Origin of the sequence: Trebonia sp. (assembly GCF_030042015.1) — a bacterium.
In the GTDB taxonomy this organism is placed as follows: domain Bacteria; phylum Actinomycetota; class Actinomycetes; order Streptosporangiales; family Streptosporangiaceae; genus Trebonia.
In genome coordinates this window covers 1-16,577 of sequence record NZ_JASIAL010000158.1, presented here as the reverse complement: position 1 = coordinate 16,577, position 16,577 = coordinate 1, and the positions used below count along the sequence as shown (strand labels likewise).

Genomic DNA, 16,577 nt, shown 5'->3' with positions numbered 1-16,577 from the left:
GCCGTCAGCGGCACTCCGTGGGTGACCGTGATGAAGGGCGCGTAGCGGACTTTGACGACCACACGAGCCACGGTCCGTTCCGAAACTTCATCGGCGACCTGCCTGGCGAGGCGGGCCACCTCTTCCCCTACCCGAGCCCAGTCGGTGATGTTGTGCTGGAAGGTGACCTCCCGGCCGTGCGAGCGGGCGACGTACGGTGTGGGGTCCACCTCGGCGTCGCCGCGGCCGCGGCCGAGCAGCACCAGCCACGGGCCGGTCATCGGGCCGAACTCCGCGGCCAGCCGGTCCGGGTCGGCGGCGGCCAGCTCGCGCACGGTCGTGATGCCGAGGGCGGCGAGCTTGGCGGTCGTCTTCGCGCCGATCCCCCAGATCGCGTCGGGCGGGCGGTCGCCGAGCAGCTCATACCAGGTCGCGAAGGTGAGCCGGAACACCCCGGCGGGCTTGCCGAAGCCGGTGGCGATCTTCGCCTGCAGCTTGTTCTCGCCGATGCCGACCGAGCAGTCCAGCTGGGTGGCCGCCTTCACGTCGGCGGCGAGGCCGCGGCCGTAGCCTTCGGGGTCTTCGGTGTCCACGCCGAGGAACGCCTCGTCCCAGCCGAGCACCTCCACCGGGTCGCCGGTATCCCGCAGGACCGCCATGACCTCGGCGGACACCGCGTTGTAGGTTTTCGCGTCCACCGGCAGGAAGACGCAGTCGGGGCAGCGCTTGCGTGCGGTGCGCAGGGGCTGGCCGGAGTGGACGCCGAAGCTCCTGGCTTCGTAGGAGGCGGTGCTGACCACGCCGCGCTTGGCAGGGTCGCCGTCGCCGCCGACCACGACCGGCTTGCCCTTGAGCTCCGGGTGGCGGAGCACCTCGACGGCCGCGATGAACTGGTCGAGGTCCACGTGCAGCACCCAGCGGGTCACGCCCCGAGTATTACCCGTTCTGCCCGCAGTCGGACGCCTTGTTGTCCTGCGGCGCCCACGCCAGGCCCGGCTGGAGGTTCTCGGTCCTGGCGGCGATCCCGACGCGCACCCGCAGAGACAGGTCCGTGATGATCGTCTGACCCCCGGGCCCGTCGCAGACGCGCAGCAACCGGACAGAGTGCGGCGGAATGCTTCCCGGCAGGAGCCTTCGCCCCGCGGGCCGGGATCCCGGTCCGGCCGCTTCGGCGGCGAGCGCGCCAGGAGTGCCCGGCCGGGTGAGTTCGGCGCGTACCTCGGCGTCGGCGGCGCCGGGCGGGAGGGCCTCGTCTAGATGGGCGGCGATCTGCTCGCGCAGCTCGCGGGCCTGGGCCGCGGGCAGCCCCGCGCAGGCCGAGTCGAGGGCGCGCAGGTAGTCGCGTACCAGCGGATGCTCGAGCACCGTTTCGTTCATTGCCGACGTCCTTCCTCTCCGACCGGGTACAGGACGCCGCGGACTGTGGCGGCGAATTCGGTCCAGTCCGCGCGGAACGCCGCCAGCTGCTTGCGCCCGTCGTCGGTGATGAAGTAGTAGCGCCGCGCGCGCTCACCTTCGGCGTCGCGCCACTCGCTGGTCACCAGCCCTGCGTCGCGCAGCCGGTTCAGCAGCGGGTACACGGTGCCGTCGCTGGTCAGCAGCCCGCCGGCGGCGTCGAGCTCGCGGACGAGCTCGAGACCGAACCGGGGCCTGACCTCAAGCAGCGCAAGCACGCAGGGGCCGAGCACTCCCCTGCGCAGCTCGGTCATGCCCGGATCATTGCCCATGCCTCACATGATGTCTTGTCACGCAAGATTAGTCAACGAGCGGGTCGGGTAAGCCAGGATCGTGCCGAGCGGCTTTACGCGGGTCCAGCCGGGGGCGGACACCCACCGGGCGGCCGACTCCCTCGCCACTGCGCCTCCCAAAAGCGGCCGCATCAAGGTGAGCACCGTCGCGCGATGCGGCGTGCCGCGCGCCGCCCGGACTTTGCGGCGCCACTGGCGGGCGCCGAACACGGCCAGCGCGAACGCCGACCGCCCGGAGGCCCCGGCCATCACCGACCACGTCCGCCACGCCCACACCGCCCCGGCGACCGCAAGGCCAGTCGGCACGCCCAAGGGGGCGGGAAGCCACACCGCGGGCGATATCCCCTTGCAGGAGCAGGGGCCGTGGCCCCGAGGAGTCGGCTTACACGCCGTCGGGCTGGCATTCGAGCAGGTAATTGCCGACTGTGATCTTGAGCCGGTTTCCGATTAGCGTAGCCGCGGCATGTACCCCAGGGTCGAAAGCCGTGATCGCGGCGACCGCCAGCGCGACGATCGGGTCTTTGCCCGCGTAACCAGCCAGCGTGGTGCTGAGCATGCTAGTTGTGAAACCGCCGCTAGCCAGGCGGTAAGTCCCGGAATGGTAGTTGACGGGATCATTGCCGCCGAAGCCCCCGTTCCGCGCGAATATAACATAGACGTTGTAACGCGCAGGGATTGGCGTTTCCCTGCCGTTGTGGTCAATGGCGACAACGCGCCATTTGTGGCCTACGAACCCCGCCTGCGCGCTCGATGGTTTCTCTGCAGCCGATCCCTGCGAAGCAGTCCCCGACTGAGGCGCGGTACCCCCAGCTGCCGCGGTGCCGCATCCGGCTACCGTCAGCCACACGAGTACCACAGCGGCAATGGATACCGTCAGTGACTTACCAATCCGCTTCATCGGATGCGCTCCATCCCCATGTCTCTCATCCTACATCCTTTGACGGCGATCGGCCCCCGACCGTTCCGAAGACGGAAATTTCAAGCGGGCCGCCCACCCGCCCACGTGATCTAATCCCGAAACCTGGAACTGCAGGGGAGTCCGCCGAGGCGGACGAACTCACGTCTGTACACGACGAGCTTGCCAACACGAAAAACTGATTGTGATCCCACCTCGCTGTCTAAGCCGATGATCTGGCTCAGAAATCGATCACCATCATGTGGTCCGGCCCGGTAACGGCGTTCTTGTCAAACATCATTCAGGAGGGACGTCAACTTGGCATCCCCGTCACCGTGCAGGAGCGAAAGTACAGTCTGCAGCAACTTAGAGCGGCAATAGCCGCTGTGTGGGAGCAAGCCGCGAACGGCGAATGGGCCGGGTTCAATATCTCGGCAATCGCCGCTATCTCAGCCACAGAAGACGGCCTGACCGTGGACGGGCAGTACACTTCGTCATCTGCGGTGACGCGTGCGCCCCAGGTGCGGACGCTATCCACTTCGGTCCTGGGAATTCCGGTTCACATCGATCCGGGTGTCGTCTACACGCCAACTGGCACCAGAGACTCGGATGTCTCCCCATTCAACGCCGGAGACTATATGGTGAGCCAGAGCACCGGTGATACATGTTCGACGGGCTTTGCTATCGAGATCGGCGGCGTCGACTATACTGAGACCGCCCGTCACTGCGATCATGCGGATTTCGTTGCTCGCGATGACTACGGCGAGTCGGCGCCTGCGGACCAGCAATACGGGACAACGCTGGAGCTTTCATCGGATGGAGGGGCGCGTGTACTCACGGGGAACGGCTTCCCCTGGATGTTCAATCACGGCTATAACTCATCGACCACCTCAGTCGTCATCGGCTACGGGAACGTCGGCCTCAACGACCTGGTGTGCACCGAGGGGGGGAACTCGGGCGAGCATTGTAACGTTGAGGTTACGAATATGCTCGTTTCTCTCAACGACGGTTATGGCAACCCGTTCGAGACGATCCAAGGTACGCAGGAGACAGTCGGCGCCATTGCCGTGATGCAAGGTGACAGCGGTGGGCCGGTGATGACGCTCACGAACACTGAAACCGGCGAAGTAAACGCGGCGGGTATGATCCAGGCAGGTAACGACGAAGTCGGGACGGGGGCGGCCGACTGCGGCCCAGCATATGATTATGGAAGCAACATATGCTACACCAATGTTCTATTCTCTTCAGAGTTGACAATTGTCAACAGCATCGAGGGAGCGTCCCTCGTAACCGGGTGAGTTCGTCGGTTCCTTCAGCGGTTACCGGGACCATGTGACGGGCTGACGGCTGCCCAGCGGTCACCACCCGGACATGAGCGCGAAGCCGCGTTCGCTCTGGTAGCGCACGGAGCGCAGCAGCGCGTTGCGCGTTTTCGTGCCGATGCCGAGTTCGCCGCGTGGTCGGATTTTCTCACCGGGATGTGCACGCCCGCGCCGGCGCCTTCGTGGCCAGAGTCGGCGAGGATCGGCGGGTACACTAGTGCGTGTTCGGCGTGCTCGCGCTGGAGTCAGAGCCGGGCGGCCCGCGGCTGTGGCGCGGCCGGGGAATGTGCGCCAGGATCGGGTTATGGTGGCGCTGCCGTGACCGATGCGATGCGCGCACTTGTGATCGAGGGCGCCGGGTCAGCCCGGGTGCAGGCGGTCGACGTCCCGGTGCCTGCCGCGGGGCAGGTCGTGGTCGATGTGCATCGCGTCGGGATCTGCGGAACCGACGCCGAGCTGTTCACCGGGGAACTGCCCTACTTCGCGCAGGGGAAGTCACGTTTCCCGCTGCGTCCTGGGCACGAGTGGTGCGGTGTCGTTTCTGCAGTCGGCGCCGGGGTCGACGAGGCCTGGTACGGCGCCCGGGTCACCGGGGACACGATGCTGGGGTGCGGCAGTTGCCGCCGTTGCCGCGCGGGAAACGGTCACGTCTGCGCAGACCGTCATGAGCTGGGGATCACCGGGTGGCCGGGGGCGCTGGCTGACAAGGTGCTGGTGCCCGCGGCCAGCCTGCACGCGCTCCCGGACACGGTCGACGACCGGGCGGGGGCGCTGGTTGAACCCGGCGGGAACGCCTACCGTGCCGTGGCCGCGGCGCAGGCCGGGCCAGGGCGGCGGGTCCTCGTCTGCGGACCGGGCACGATAGGGCTGCTGGCCGTCGCCTTCGCCAGCGTCGCGGGGGCGGAAGTCCACGTTCTCGCGCTGGACTCCCGTCGCAGGGAACTCGCGGGCAAGCTCGGCGCCCGCCGGTACTGGATGGCCACTGACCCGCCGCGGGACACCTACGACGCGGTCATCGACTGCACGGGCGATGAGGACGTCCCGTCAGCAGCACTCGCCCTGGTAGACCCCGGCGGGCGGATGGTCTGCATAGGCCTTTCGCCGCGGCCAAGCCATATCGATACCCGTGACCTGACCCTGGGCGACATGACCGCCGTGGGCATCCTCGGGGCATCGGCGGGCCTCGCGCCTGCGATCGCGCACTATGGCGACGGCCGGGTCGCGCCGGGAGACCTCGCCGCGGTCGTGGTCGGCCTCGACCAGGCCGCGGCGGCGCTCGCCGGGCACGTCGACGCCGAACCAGGCACGAAGATCCACATCGATCCCCGGCTGTGAGCGCCGGCGGGCCGGCGCTCACAGCCGCGCCCGCAGGCGGGACGGGCTAGGCGTCCGCCGGCCGCAGCCGCTGCCTGGCCTCCTCGTACAGGTCGTCGGGCAGCGGGCCCTTCTCCGCGACCGCGATGTTGGCGTCCAGGTGGCGGGGGTTGGCAGTGCCCACGATCGTGCTCGACAGGCCGGGATGGCTCAGCGTGAAGCGGAGCACGAACTCCATCCGCGACATGCCAGCCCGCGCGAGCAGGTCGTCCACGCCCGCGGCCTGCCAGCGGCGCTGGCCCTCGTCCGCGGCCAGGCCGATCGGGCCGGTGGTCCAGTTCTTGTCCTCGGCCGGGGCGCCGCGTGCGGCGCCGCCGCGGATCAGCGTGCCCGCGCCCGTGCCGGCAGCCGCCGTGATCAGGTCCTCGTGCTCGCGCTGCACCGCCGAATACGGGATCTGGAAGACGTCGAAGACGTCAAGGGCGATCTGTTCGGGCAGGTGCGGGAGGATGCCGGACATCCCGATGAAGCGGATCTTGCCCTCGTCCCGCAGTTCCCGCAGGGTCTCGACGGTGTGGTTGTCCCGCAGCGTGGCGACGCTCGGCGACAGGTGCACCTGCACGAGGTCGAGCCGGTCGGTGCGGAGCCGGCGCAGGCTCTGCTCGACGTCCGCCCGCACGTTGGCGGGGCTGTAGTCGTGCGGGTACGGCGGCGGGACGTCGGCCGGCACCTCGAGCAGGCAGCCGCACTTGGAGGCGAGGAAGTACTCATCCCGGCGGTGGCCGATCGAGGCGCCGATGAGCTCCTCGCTCCTGCCGTAATCGGGAGAGGTGTCGATGAGGTTGATCCCGCCGTCGAGCACCGCGTTCAGCAGGCGGCCCGCGTCCTCGTCGCCGATCTCGGGTCCCCTGGGGTGCCCTCTCAGTTCCATGGCCCCGTAGCCGAGAATCGTCACGTCCGCGCCGGTGCGCCCTAGGGTTCGTGTCTGGATCGCCATGAGTGCACGCTATCGCGGACCGCGATAATGGGTCATCGTGGAGACACCCCTGACGCATGCAGAATCAATTGTCATCGCACGCTCCCCGCAAGACCTGTACGACATGGTCTCGGACGTGACACGGATGGGCGAGTGGAGCCCGGTGTGCACGGCGTGCTGGTGGGACGACGGCGACGGCCCGCGGGTCGGCGCGTGGTTCACCGGCCGGAACGAGACGCCGGAGCGGGGCGCATGGGAAACCCGGTCCCAGGTTGTCGCGGCCGCCCGCGGCGAGGAGTTCGCGTTCACGGTCGGCGGCACGTGGACACGGTGGGGCTATACGTTCACGGCCGTGCCTGGCGGCACCGAGGTGACCGAGTCCTGGCAGATGCTGCCCGACGGCCTCACGCGGTTCGAGAACCGGTTCGGGGCCGACGCGCAAACCCAGCTCGCCGACCGGTTCGAGGCGGCGCGGACCGGGATCCCGCACACGCTGGCCGCGCTCAAGCGGGCCGCCGAATCCGGGTGACCGGACCGGCGCCGGTCAGCGCTCGGTGTCCTCGAGCGCGCTGGCGTCGGCCGGGACGTCGACGGAGTGCTGGCGCAGCGCGGACAGCGGCACGATCTCCAGCGCCCGCTCGTGCGTGGAGGCGAGCACGACGGGAGCGGCGACCCCGTCCTCGTGGGCGCGCAGCCAGTTCGCGGCGGTCACGCACCACCGGTCCCCCGGCACAAGTCCGGGGAAGCGATACTGCGGCATCGGCGTGGTCAGGTCATTGCCGATGCGGCGCTGGTGCTCCAGGAACTCCTGGGTGACGACCGCGCAGACGGTGTGGCTCCCCACGTCCTCCGGCCCTGTGTTGCAGCAGCCGTCCCGGTAGAAACCGGTCAGCGGGTCAGTGCCACATGGCTCAAGTTCGCCGCCGAGCACGTTTCGGTCGCCCATCCCAGAAGTATCGACAGCGCGGGTCTTAATCCGCAAGACTCACCAGCCGATCGTGCGGTTCCCGACACGTGCAATTCACATGCTGACGGTCATCGCGGCGAGCACGAACGTGATGATCGCCGCGAACCCGTGGGCGATGGGGACGAGCACGGCCGGGTTGGGCCTGATCGGGCGGTGCCGCGTCCCGCGGTAGTCATCCGCAAGCAGCCGCGCGATCATCTCGTCGGTGATCAGCGCGTGCTCAGGCGCGTCGGCCGCCTCCGCGGGGGTGTCCGGGACGACCATGGCCGCCTCGTCCCACGGCGCCGGGCCGCGGCGCTCGCCGGGCTTGCGCGCGGGGTAGGGCGTCCACAGCGTCACCGTGCACAGCCCGAGCCCGACGGTCACGATCAAGATCCCGACCGCTGTCCACGCCAGCGCCCGCGCGCCGACGGCCAGGTAACAGGCCCACACGAGCAGGCCGGAGATGGCCAGCCCGGCGTGGCCGAAGATCAGCTGCGGCGGCAGCCCGCCAGTGCGGGCGCGCTCCCGGCGCAGGCCGCCGCGCACCAGCCAGGTCCGCAGCATGTAGCCGCCAAGGCTCGCGGTCAGCAGCCAGCTGATGAACGTCGCGATCCGCATGGCTATCTCCATGGCAGCAGGTCAGATCAGCATAGACCGCCCTCGACTAGTCCAGTCTTACATAGGTTAGACTGGACCATATGTCGTTCGTCGAGATCCTGATCCTCCGCCACCTCACCCGCCAGCCGGCGCACGGCTACGAGCTGCGCAAGCGGGTGGAGAACACCACCGGGTTCCGGCTGAACAACAACTCGCTCTATCCGGCGCTGCGCCGCTTCGAGGAGGCCGGCGCGGTCACCAGGACCGGGCAGCCGCAGGAAGGCCGGCCGCCGCGGATCGTGTACACGCTGACACCGGTCGGCCGCGAGATGCTCCACGACATGATCGCGGACCTGCCGCAGGACCAGGCCGGCGACGACTACGAGTTCATGGCGCGGCTGGGCCAGTTCGGCCTGCTGGACCCCGACGAGCGGCTGGCCGTCATCGCCGCGCGCGAGGCGGCCCTGGATGCGCGGCTCGCGCACTTCGCGCAGATGCGCACCAGGGCCGCCGGCGACCGGTGGGCGCAGGCGGTGACCGACGAGCTCATCCGCCGCGACGAGGCCGAGCGCGGCTGGCTGGCCGGGCTGCGCACGCTCGCGGCGCAGCCGTGACGCCGCGCGGGACCACCCTGGGCGGCACGGGGCCGCGGGCGGGCACCGGCGTGGCGGCGGGCGCGGTCGTGCAGTACGCGATGCTCGCCGGGCCGCTGCTGTCCATGCTCGACTCCAGCGTCGTCAACGTGGCGGCCGAGCCGATCGCGCGGTCCCTGCACGCGCCCCTGGACACCGTGCAGTGGACGGTCAGCGGATACCTGCTCGCGCTCGGCACGGGGCTGGCCGGCACCGCCTACCTCGCCAGGCGGTACGGGACGCGGCGCCTCTACCGGGCCAGCCTGGCGGCGTTCACCGCCGCGTCCGCGCTGTGCGCGCTCGCCCCCGGCATCGCCGCGCTGATCGCGTTCCGCGCCGTGCAGGGGCTTGTCGCCGCGCCGCTGGTGCCGCTGGCGATGTCCATGCTGCTTGGCAAGTCCGGCAAGGGGCGCTCCGTGTCCCCCGCCGCCGGGATCCTGCTGTTCGCCGCGCCGGCGCTCGGGCCGACCGTCGGCGGCGCGCTGATCGGGGCCGCCAGCTGGCGGCTCATCTTCGCGATCAATGTGCCGCTGGGGGCGCTGGCCACGTGCGCGGCGGGGCGGCTGGCGCAGGGAGCCGGCGGGGATCGTTCGGGAGACTATGAATTTGACCTTCCCGGGCTGGTGCTGCTCGCGGCGGGACTGCTGCTGGTGCTGCTCGGCGCGAACGAGGGCGGGACAGACGGGTGGGACGCCGCGGCATGCCTGGGGCCGCTGGTAGCGGGAGCGGTCCTGCTCGCGGTGTACGGGCGGTGGGCGGACGGGCGGGGGCGCCCGGCCCGGCCGGGGCGGCCGGGGCGCTCGGGGTCGCCGCTGGATCTGTCGCTGGCGCGACAGCCGGTCGCGGCGCTGTCCATGGGCCTGTGCGCGCTGGCCTCGGTGGTGACCTGGGCCGCGGTCTTCCTGCTGCCGGTTTTCGTGCAGTCGGTGCAGGGCCGGTCGGCGCTGGCCGCGGGCGTCGCGATGGCACCGCAGGGGCTGGTCACGGGGCTGTCCACCGTGCTCGGGTCGCGGGTGCTCACGCGGGTCACGGTGCGGTCGACCGTGTGCGCCGGGTTCCTCGTGCTTGGCGCGGGCAGCCTGCTGCTCGTGCTTGTCGGGCCGGGGACCCCGTTGTGGGCGATCGCGCTGCTGCTGGCGGTGCGCTCGGTGTCGATCGGGCTGGTGATCAGCCCGCTGCTCGCGGCGCTGACCGGGCCGCTCGAGCCGTCGCGCATGGGGGACGCGAGCACCCTGTTCAACGTGGTGCAGCGGATCGCCGGGTCGTTCGGCATCGGGCTGCTGGTGTCGCTGTACACGGCCGCGTCACACTCCGCGGGCGGGCCGGTGCACGCGCTGCACCTGACCGGGATAGTAATCGCGTGCGTGGCTGGCGCCGGCGCGGTGGGGGCGCTGTGGCTGCCTGCTGTGGCGAACACGAGCCTCGCGGGCGGGTAAGGAAAGGGCCCGGACTTTTTCTAGCGCGTAGAGATTTTGCAGTACTGAACATAAAAGTCTTCGCCCAGAAAAAAGGCCTTCGCGATCATGCTGCGCGGAGAAGCGGGGTTGGCGGTCGTGCCGGATCCCGTGGTCGCCCAGGTCACCGCTTGCTCAGGCAGACCGATTTCGCGCCAGAACTGTTTCCCGCGCTGTATGAATCGGAAGTATTTCCCTCCCACATGATCCCGCTCGCGAACACGCCGTAGCACGGGTAGTTGAACGTGGCGACACGTGAATCGTAGTTGCCGAACGATGACGGCGACCCGGTGTTGTACTGGTGATAAACCGAGCCCTTGCCGTAGCCGGTAGAGTATTCGGCTTGGTTGCGGTTTCCGCAGGACGGCCAGCCCGATATGCTCACGGCCCATGGGTAAGCTACCGAGATAGACGGGTTGAAACTGCACGAATATCCGGTCCAGTGCTGCCCGATGTCCACCTTCGTGGTCGTCTTCGATCCGCTGCAGCTGGAGCGCTCAACCGTGAGCGTCAGCTCGGGGGACTTGAGCGTCTGATTGGTCCACAGATAGTAGTAGACGTGATATGCTATCACGTACCACAGCGTGTAGCTGATGCTTCCCTTGGCATCGAAGACGACGCACAGCTTCAGTGGCTTGGAGACGAATTTCCAGGTCTTATTGTAAGAAACCGAGAAGTTCCCCACCTTGCTGCAGTCACTGCACGGGTTGAGCGGAGCCACGCTCGGCACTCCCCTCGGCACGGCTGCCTCGGCCTGAATGCTGCCTGCGAACAGCAACGCAGGCGCGATCACGAAGAGGGCGAGGCCGGCAAGAACGATTCGCCACGTGCGCGCTTGCATTTTCCGCATGGTACCGCCTCCACCACTTCGGACTCTGCCTTTGCAGCTGGCGCGCTCTCGCCCGGCCGGGATCTATTCGCGATCAGGAGAAGTGTACGTCTAATGCGCCATCCGGACAATGGTTAAATTCTTGCCGTGCGCGGCCGGCGTCATTACTGCTTTTACGGCGCAACCAAAACTGGATTCGAACACGCTGTTTCGCCAGTCAATCTCCGGGGCCGGCGGGGGCCGGCGTGACGGGTGGCGCGCGAACCAGCAAGGGCTCGAACAGGCACAATCCGCTCGTGCTTATTGCAGGTGGGGCTTTCCTCGCGCGACCATGGCCTTGTCCAGGAAAAACCGGTGCCCGCCAGGCCGGATGAGCTGTCCGGAGCGTGGTTCGTTGGATGTGATCGGTTCGGGTCGTGAGCCGGAACGGGACCCCCGGCCGCCGTTGCCGCGCCGCTGGCGCCTCGCGGCCTTGGCCCTGGCCGTCGTGGCCGCCGGGCTCGCGGTGACCGGCGTGGAGTTGCACCACGCCGCTGGGTCGCGTGGTCCGGCTCCGCCGGCTGGCGCTTCGCCGGCCTCGGTGGCCCCGCCCGCGGTCCCTGCCCCGGCGCCCGTGGCTGTTCCCGTCCCCGTGCAGGCGCTTGTTCCGCTGCCGCCGTTGCCCTCTCCGCTTTCCGGACCTTCGCTGGCGCACGCCCAAGGGGTGCTAACCATCGCGTGCGCGCCGTCCACCGGGGCATGCTCGGTCCGGCTGTACGTCGCCGGTCAAGCGGTCTCGGGCAACCCGGCCGGCCGCTGAGGCGCCCCGGCGCCTAGACAGGTGCCCATGCACGGCTTAGCCTTGACTGTATGGTCAGTCAACCATTGTCCGCGTCCCTGTCCGCCGCACCCCCCGCGTCAACGCGGGCGTTCCCGCCTGCCCCGGTCGACCCCGGCGGGCTCGCGGAAGCGCTGCGGCCGTTCGGGGAGAGCCGGATGCTGCCCCGCGCCGCGTACACCGACCCGGCGGTTTTCGAGTGGGAGCGGCGGCACTTCTTCGGCGGCGGCTGGATGTGCGTGGCGCGCGCAAGCGAGCTGCGCGTCGCAGGCGACCAGCTGGCCGCCGACGTCGGCGCCGGCAGCGTGCTGCTCGTGCGCGGCGAGGACGGCGCCGTGCGCGCGTTCGCCAACACCTGCCGGCACCGCGGCCACGAGCTGCTGCCCTGCGGCTCGGCCGCGAACGCCAAGGCGATCGTCTGCCCCTACCACTCCTGGGCCTACACCCTGTCCGGGCAGCTGCGCGGCGCGCCCGGGTTCCGCGGCACGGCGGGCTTCGACCCGTCGGCGTGGCCGCTGGCGGCGCTGCCGTGCGCCGAGTGGCACGGGCTGGTCTTCGTCGACGGATCGGGCGGCGCGGCCGGGCCGCTGCCGCTGGCCGCCCTCGACGAGGTCATCGCGCCGTACGAGCCGCAGCGACTGGTCACCGCCGCCGTGCACGGCTACGACGCGGCCGCGAACTGGAAGATCCTGACCGAGAACTACCACGAGTGCTACCACTGCCCCGCCATCCACCCGGAGCTGTGCCGGGTCACCCCGCCGCGCAGCGGCGAGAACTACGCGTCCACCGGCGCCTGGATCGGCGGCACGATGGAGCTGCGGTCCGGCGCGGCGACGATGTCGCTGGACGGGCGGAGCAACGGGGTCCCGCTCAGGGGGCTGCTGGGCGAAGCGCTGCGGACCGTTATCTACATTCAAATTTTCCCGAACGTGCTGTTGAGCCTGCACCCGGACTATGTCATGACGCACCTGCTGGTCCCCGTGGCTGCCGACAGGACCCGGATCGAGTGCAGCTGGGCGTTCGCGCCTGAGGCGACCGCGCGGGCGGACTTCGACCCGGGGTACGCGGTCGACTTCTGGGACCTGACCAACCGGCAGGACTGGGCCGCCTGCGAGGCGGTGCAGCGCGGGCTGTCCTCGCCGCACGCCTCCCCCGGGCCGCTCGCGCCCGACGAGGAGACGGTCTACGCGTTCGTCACGACGGTCGCGCGCGGTTACCTCGGCGAGCGCGTGGTCGAGCGCGCGGTTGAGGCCACCGCGGAGCTGCCGCTGCCGCGCGGCTAGCGGCCGGGGCCGCGGCCCCTCGGGTCAGGCGAGCGCGGCCGGGCCGCGGCGGGTCAGCTGGCGGGCGATGATCATGCGCTGGATCTCGCTGGTGCCCTCCCAGATCCGCTCCACGCGCAGCTCGCGGTAGAAGCGCTCGGCGACGTTCTCCCGCATGTAGCCGCGGCCGCCGAAGACCTGGACGGCGCGGTCGGCCACCCGGCCGGCCATCTCCGAGCTGTAGAGCTTGGCCATCGAGCACTGCGCGTGCGCGATCTTGATGTCCCCGCCCCGGTCGATGCCGCGGGCCGTCTCGTAGGTCAGCGACCGGGCGGCGAACAGCTCGGTCAGGCTGTCGGCGAGCATGCCGGCGACCAGCCCGTGCTCGCTGATCGGGCCGCCGCCCGCGTGCCGATTTCTGGCGAACTCGGTCATCTCGGCGAGCAGGCGCCCGGCGGCGCCGAGGCAGCGCGCGGCGACCATCAGCCGCTCGAACCGGAACCACTCCCTGGCGTAGGCCATCCCGTCGCCTTCGGCGCCGACCAGGTTGGCCGCGGGCACGCGGACGTCGTCGAAGGCGACGATCGGATGGTGGTGGCTGATCGTGTGCGAGTACGCGGGGGTGCGGACCACGCTGACGCCGGGGGAAGGCAGGTCCACCAGGAACATCAGGTGCTGGGGCTGGGCAGGCGCGACCGCTCGTTCTGGATAAATTCTTTTCGCCTGGAAAAAGCAGAAGTCAGCGGTGTTAAAGGAAGTCACGTGCCACTTGATGCCGTTGAGCACCCAGTGGTCGCCGTCGCGGCGGGCGGTCGCCTCGATGGCGTCGACGTCGGAGCCGGCGCCTTCTTCTGTGATCGCGTAGCATTCCTCGCGCTCGCCGCGGATCGCCGGCTTGAGGTAGCGCTCCACCTGGTCGGCGGTGGCGACCGGGGGCAGCCACGACGGCGGGGTGGCCGCGACCCAGCCGAGCGCGTTCGTCACGCGGCCCATCTGCTCTTGCACGAGCACCTGCTGGAGCGTGCTGCGCCCGCCGCCGCCGAGCTCCGTTGGCATGTTCGTTGAGTGCAGGCCCAGCTCGCGTGCCCGCTTGGCATGGGCCTTGGTCACGTCGCCGGGCAGGCCGGAAAGCTCGGCCTGCTCCTCGAACGGGATCAGCTCGTCCGCGAGCGCGCGTGCCCGCGCCTGAATGTCCAGGTCATCATCGGACAAGCCGTACATCGCGCCGTCGCCCACAGCTGCCGCCTCTCGTGTGCCGATCGCATGCCAAAGCATTGACTGAATGTTCAGTCTATGCCTAGCATCGGAGGCGTGCCAATGAGTTCTGATCTCCCTCGCAGCGCCGACGCCGTCGTCGTCGGCGGCGGGACCGTGGGCGGGTGGTGCGCCTACTTCCTGCGCAAGGCCGGGCTAGCCAACGTCGTGCTGCTGGAAAAGGGGCAGCTCGGGGCCGGCGCGAGCAGCCGCGCGGCCGGCGTCGTCAGGCTGCAGGGCGGCACGCCGGAGGCCGTCCGCCTCGGGCGCTGGTCCCGCGAGTTCTACCTGCGCCAGCGCCCGGAGATCGGGACCGACTCGGGGTTCACCGAGCAGGGCTACCTGCTGCCGTGCTTCACGCCGGCGGAGGTCGCGGCCGCCCGCGACCGGATCGCGATGCAGCAGGCGATCGGCATCCCGGTGCGCTGGGTCTCGGGTGCGGAGGTGGACGCGCTCAACCCCTCGATGGCACCCGGGCAGACGCTCGGCGCGTCGTACTGCGCCGAGGACGGGTTCATCACCCCCTCGCGCAACGTGGCGGCCTACACCGCCGCGCTGCTCGCGGCGGGCGTGGTGGTCGCCGAGCAGACCGCGTTCGCCGGGCTGTCCGCGGGCACGGTGCTGACCTCGCGCGGCACGGTCGACGCGGGCCTGGTGATCTTGACCGGCGGGCCGAAGCTCGCCGCGGTCGGCGCGCTGGCCGGGGTCGCGATCCCGGCGGGCGGCGCGCGGCACCAGGTCGCGGTGACCGAGCAGCATCCGGAATTCGCGGACACGCCGATGGTCTTCGACGTGGGCTCCGGGCTGTACTGGCGGCCGGAGGAGGACGGGCTGCTGTTCGGGATGAGCAATCCGGACGAGCCGCCCGGGGAAAACCGGTCCGTGGACTGGGAGTACATGACGCTGATGCGGCAGCGGCTCGCCAAGCTCGTGCCGCTGACCGTGGGGCTCGCGCTGCGGCGGGTCTGGGCGGCGACGATCGACTACACGCCCGACCACCTGCCGATCATCGGTCCGGCTCCGGGGCTGGACCGGGTGTTCGTGGCGTCCGCGGGCGGTGCCGGGATGATGTGGGGCCCGGCGGTCGCCGCGGCGGTCGCCGATGTGGCGCTGACCGGGTCGTCGGCGGTGGTGGACCTGTCCGACCTCGGGCTCGACCGGTTCGACGCATCGGGGCGCAGCCGCCTGGCCGCCGACCCGATAGCCCTTCCGTTCCCGGAAAAAACGAAGTGAGGTTCTGATGACCGTGGATGCTGGTACGCCCGTTGTCCCTGGTGCCTGGCTGGCGCACCTGGCCGGGGCGGCGAGCGCCGAACTCGAGGACTGGGGGCCGCTGGCGGAGGCGACCGGGGAGCCCATGGCGACGCGCGGGGTTACCTTGTGGTCTTCCGAAGGGAGTCAGGAAGGGACCTCAGGAGGGTCTTCCGGGGATCAGGAGGCGGGGGTCTGGGAGTGCACCGCCGGGCCGTCGTACTGGGTCCAGGAGCAGCACGAGTTCGTGCACATCCTGTCCGGCACGCTGACCGTCACCGCGGACGGCGGGTCGCCGGTCCTGCTGCGGCCTGGGGACAGCGCGGTGTTCCCGCGCGGCTGGCGGGGCACGTGGGAGCTGCACGAAACCGTCCGCAAGGTGTACGTCATCTTCTGAGCGCGGTTTCCTATCGCGTGTACAGGCTGGGCTGCTATAATATGGGCCTCATAAGGCGATGAAGCCCGCATAGGCCTGGCCGGACCGCTTCGGCAAGGCTGATGGCTTCTATCTATTTTCTATGGTAGAAGAGGCTTGCCCTGATAGCCATCGCCTTGCAGGTTATCCAGAGCGCGGCAGTTCTGATTCTTGCCCCGCTCTATATAGGCTGCATTGCCCGGGCCGAGGCCAGGGTGCAGTCCAAGCGCGGGCCCAGTGTCTTTCAGCCGTACCGGGACCTTGCCAAGCAGTTGCGCAAGGAAAGCGCGATCTCTGAGAATGCGTCCTGGATCTTCCGGGTGGCTCCGTTCGTCGCCTTCTCCTGCTACCTGACGGTCTCGGTGATCGTCCCCGTCATCACCGACGAGCCGCTGCCGCTCGCGTTCCTCGCAGACCTGATCGGCGGCGCCTTCGTCCTGATGCTGGCGAGCTTCTCGATCACGCTGGCGGCGCTCGACACGGGGAGCCCGATCGGCGGCCTGGGCGCCAGCCGCACCACCTGGGTCGGCAGTCTTGCCGAGCCCTCGCTTATCCTCGTGTTCTTCACCGTGGCCGCGCTGTCCAACTCGGACAACCCCTACCTGGAAAATCATGTGATCGCGAGCTCGGTCACGGTGTATACGCTGCCCACGCACCTGCTCGGCCTGGTCTCGTTCTTCATGATTGTCCTGGCGGAGAACGGGCGGATACCGATCGACAGCCCGGCAACCTCGACGGAGATCTCGATGATCGAGGAGAGCCGGGTGCTGGAGTACTCGGGTCGCGAGTACGCGATCGTCAAGTGGGGAAGCTGGATGAAGCTCTTCCTGCTGTCGTCGATCTTCATGAACGTCTTCGTCCTGCCATGGGGGCTCGGGCACGC

General features: G+C 69.5%; 19 protein-coding genes. 9 read left to right on the top strand and 10 right to left on the bottom strand.

Annotated features, from left to right (window positions below; translation table 11 throughout):
• From Q1N79_RS08080 to Q1N79_RS08060, 5 genes are all read right to left on the bottom strand, one after another.
• Positions 1-905 (bottom strand): DNA polymerase IV (locus tag Q1N79_RS08080; RefSeq protein ID WP_300606132.1); only part of this gene is annotated, 905 nt, incomplete at its 3' end.
• 10 nt (positions 906-915) lie between these two features.
• Positions 916-1,356: a hypothetical protein gene (locus Q1N79_RS08075; RefSeq protein WP_300606129.1), complete on the bottom strand. Its 441-nt coding sequence runs from the start codon at positions 1,354-1,356 to the stop codon at positions 916-918.
• The gene (locus tag Q1N79_RS08070) at positions 1,353-1,706 is read right to left on the bottom strand and encodes a PadR family transcriptional regulator (protein ID WP_300606126.1); all 354 of its coding nucleotides are present in this window, start codon (positions 1,704-1,706) and stop codon (positions 1,353-1,355) included. The genes Q1N79_RS08075 and Q1N79_RS08070 overlap by 4 nt, the downstream gene beginning before the upstream one ends.
• Positions 1,707-1,724: 18 nt before the next feature.
• The gene (locus Q1N79_RS08065; protein ID WP_300606123.1) at positions 1,725-2,033 is read right to left on the bottom strand and encodes a hypothetical protein; all 309 of its coding nucleotides are present in this window, start codon (positions 2,031-2,033) and stop codon (positions 1,725-1,727) included.
• Positions 2,034-2,109: 76 nt separating this feature from the next.
• Entirely contained in the window at positions 2,110-2,625 is a 516-nt protein-coding gene (locus Q1N79_RS08060; RefSeq protein ID WP_300606121.1) for an META domain-containing protein, read from the bottom strand.
• A 257-nt stretch (positions 2,626-2,882) separates the two neighbouring features.
• Between Q1N79_RS08060 and Q1N79_RS08055 the strand changes: the two genes are divergently transcribed.
• Together Q1N79_RS08055 and Q1N79_RS08050 are read left to right on the top strand one after the other, a co-directional pair.
• Positions 2,883-3,920, top strand: a complete 1,038-nt coding sequence (locus Q1N79_RS08055; protein WP_300606118.1) for a hypothetical protein — start codon at positions 2,883-2,885, stop codon at positions 3,918-3,920.
• Positions 3,921-4,262: 342 nt separating this feature from the next.
• The gene (locus Q1N79_RS08050; RefSeq protein ID WP_300606116.1) at positions 4,263-5,279 is read left to right on the top strand and encodes an alcohol dehydrogenase catalytic domain-containing protein; all 1,017 of its coding nucleotides are present in this window, start codon (positions 4,263-4,265) and stop codon (positions 5,277-5,279) included.
• A gap of 46 nt (positions 5,280-5,325) precedes the next feature.
• Here Q1N79_RS08050 and Q1N79_RS08045 read toward each other — a convergent pair whose 3' ends face one another.
• The gene (locus tag Q1N79_RS08045) at positions 5,326-6,255 is read right to left on the bottom strand and encodes an aldo/keto reductase (RefSeq protein ID WP_300606115.1); all 930 of its coding nucleotides are present in this window, start codon (positions 6,253-6,255) and stop codon (positions 5,326-5,328) included.
• 37 nt (positions 6,256-6,292) lie between these two features.
• Between Q1N79_RS08045 and Q1N79_RS08040 the strand changes: the two genes are divergently transcribed.
• Complete coding sequence (locus Q1N79_RS08040) at positions 6,293-6,763, top strand: SRPBCC family protein (RefSeq protein WP_300606113.1); 471 nt, start codon at positions 6,293-6,295, stop codon at positions 6,761-6,763.
• Between the two features lie 15 nt (positions 6,764-6,778).
• Here Q1N79_RS08040 and Q1N79_RS08035 read toward each other — a convergent pair whose 3' ends face one another.
• Both Q1N79_RS08035 and Q1N79_RS08030 read right to left on the bottom strand, forming a co-directional pair.
• Positions 6,779-7,180, bottom strand: coding sequence for a DUF2237 domain-containing protein (locus tag Q1N79_RS08035; protein WP_300606111.1), 402 nt, complete (start codon positions 7,178-7,180; stop codon positions 6,779-6,781).
• A gap of 75 nt (positions 7,181-7,255) precedes the next feature.
• Complete coding sequence (locus Q1N79_RS08030) at positions 7,256-7,813, bottom strand: hypothetical protein (protein WP_300606110.1); 558 nt, start codon at positions 7,811-7,813, stop codon at positions 7,256-7,258.
• Between the two features lie 68 nt (positions 7,814-7,881).
• On the opposite strand from Q1N79_RS08030, the gene Q1N79_RS08025 reads away from it, so the two are divergent.
• Both Q1N79_RS08025 and Q1N79_RS08020 read left to right on the top strand, forming a co-directional pair.
• Positions 7,882-8,394: a PadR family transcriptional regulator gene (locus Q1N79_RS08025; RefSeq protein WP_300606108.1), complete on the top strand. Its 513-nt coding sequence runs from the start codon at positions 7,882-7,884 to the stop codon at positions 8,392-8,394.
• A complete protein-coding gene (locus Q1N79_RS08020) occupies positions 8,391-9,848 on the top strand; it encodes a DHA2 family efflux MFS transporter permease subunit (protein WP_300606106.1) in 1,458 nt (485 codons plus the stop codon). The genes Q1N79_RS08025 and Q1N79_RS08020 overlap by 4 nt, the downstream gene beginning before the upstream one ends.
• Before the next feature lie 142 nt (positions 9,849-9,990).
• Here the strand turns inward: Q1N79_RS08020 and Q1N79_RS08015 are convergent, their stop codons facing one another.
• A complete protein-coding gene (locus tag Q1N79_RS08015) occupies positions 9,991-10,707 on the bottom strand; it encodes a hypothetical protein (protein WP_300606104.1) in 717 nt (238 codons plus the stop codon).
• An 837-nt stretch (positions 10,708-11,544) separates the two neighbouring features.
• Here Q1N79_RS08015 and Q1N79_RS08010 point away from each other — a divergent pair.
• Positions 11,545-12,795 carry an aromatic ring-hydroxylating dioxygenase subunit alpha gene (locus Q1N79_RS08010; protein ID WP_300606102.1) on the top strand — a complete coding sequence of 417 codons (1,251 nt, stop codon included), beginning with the start codon at positions 11,545-11,547 and terminating at the stop codon, positions 12,793-12,795.
• A gap of 24 nt (positions 12,796-12,819) precedes the next feature.
• On the opposite strand, the gene Q1N79_RS08005 is transcribed toward Q1N79_RS08010, so the two are convergent.
• Positions 12,820-14,010: an acyl-CoA dehydrogenase family protein gene (locus Q1N79_RS08005; RefSeq protein WP_300606100.1), complete on the bottom strand. Its 1,191-nt coding sequence runs from the start codon at positions 14,008-14,010 to the stop codon at positions 12,820-12,822.
• An 81-nt stretch (positions 14,011-14,091) separates the two neighbouring features.
• On the opposite strand from Q1N79_RS08005, the gene Q1N79_RS08000 reads away from it, so the two are divergent.
• The 3 genes from Q1N79_RS08000 to Q1N79_RS07990 form a co-directional block, all read left to right on the top strand.
• Complete coding sequence (locus Q1N79_RS08000; protein WP_300606098.1) at positions 14,092-15,261, top strand: FAD-binding oxidoreductase; 1,170 nt, start codon at positions 14,092-14,094, stop codon at positions 15,259-15,261.
• A gap of 7 nt (positions 15,262-15,268) precedes the next feature.
• Positions 15,269-15,676: a cupin domain-containing protein gene (locus Q1N79_RS07995; protein WP_300606096.1), complete on the top strand. Its 408-nt coding sequence runs from the start codon at positions 15,269-15,271 to the stop codon at positions 15,674-15,676.
• 233 nt (positions 15,677-15,909) lie between these two features.
• Positions 15,910-16,577 (top strand): respiratory chain complex I subunit 1 family protein (locus Q1N79_RS07990; protein WP_367185040.1); only part of this gene is annotated, 668 nt, incomplete at its 3' end.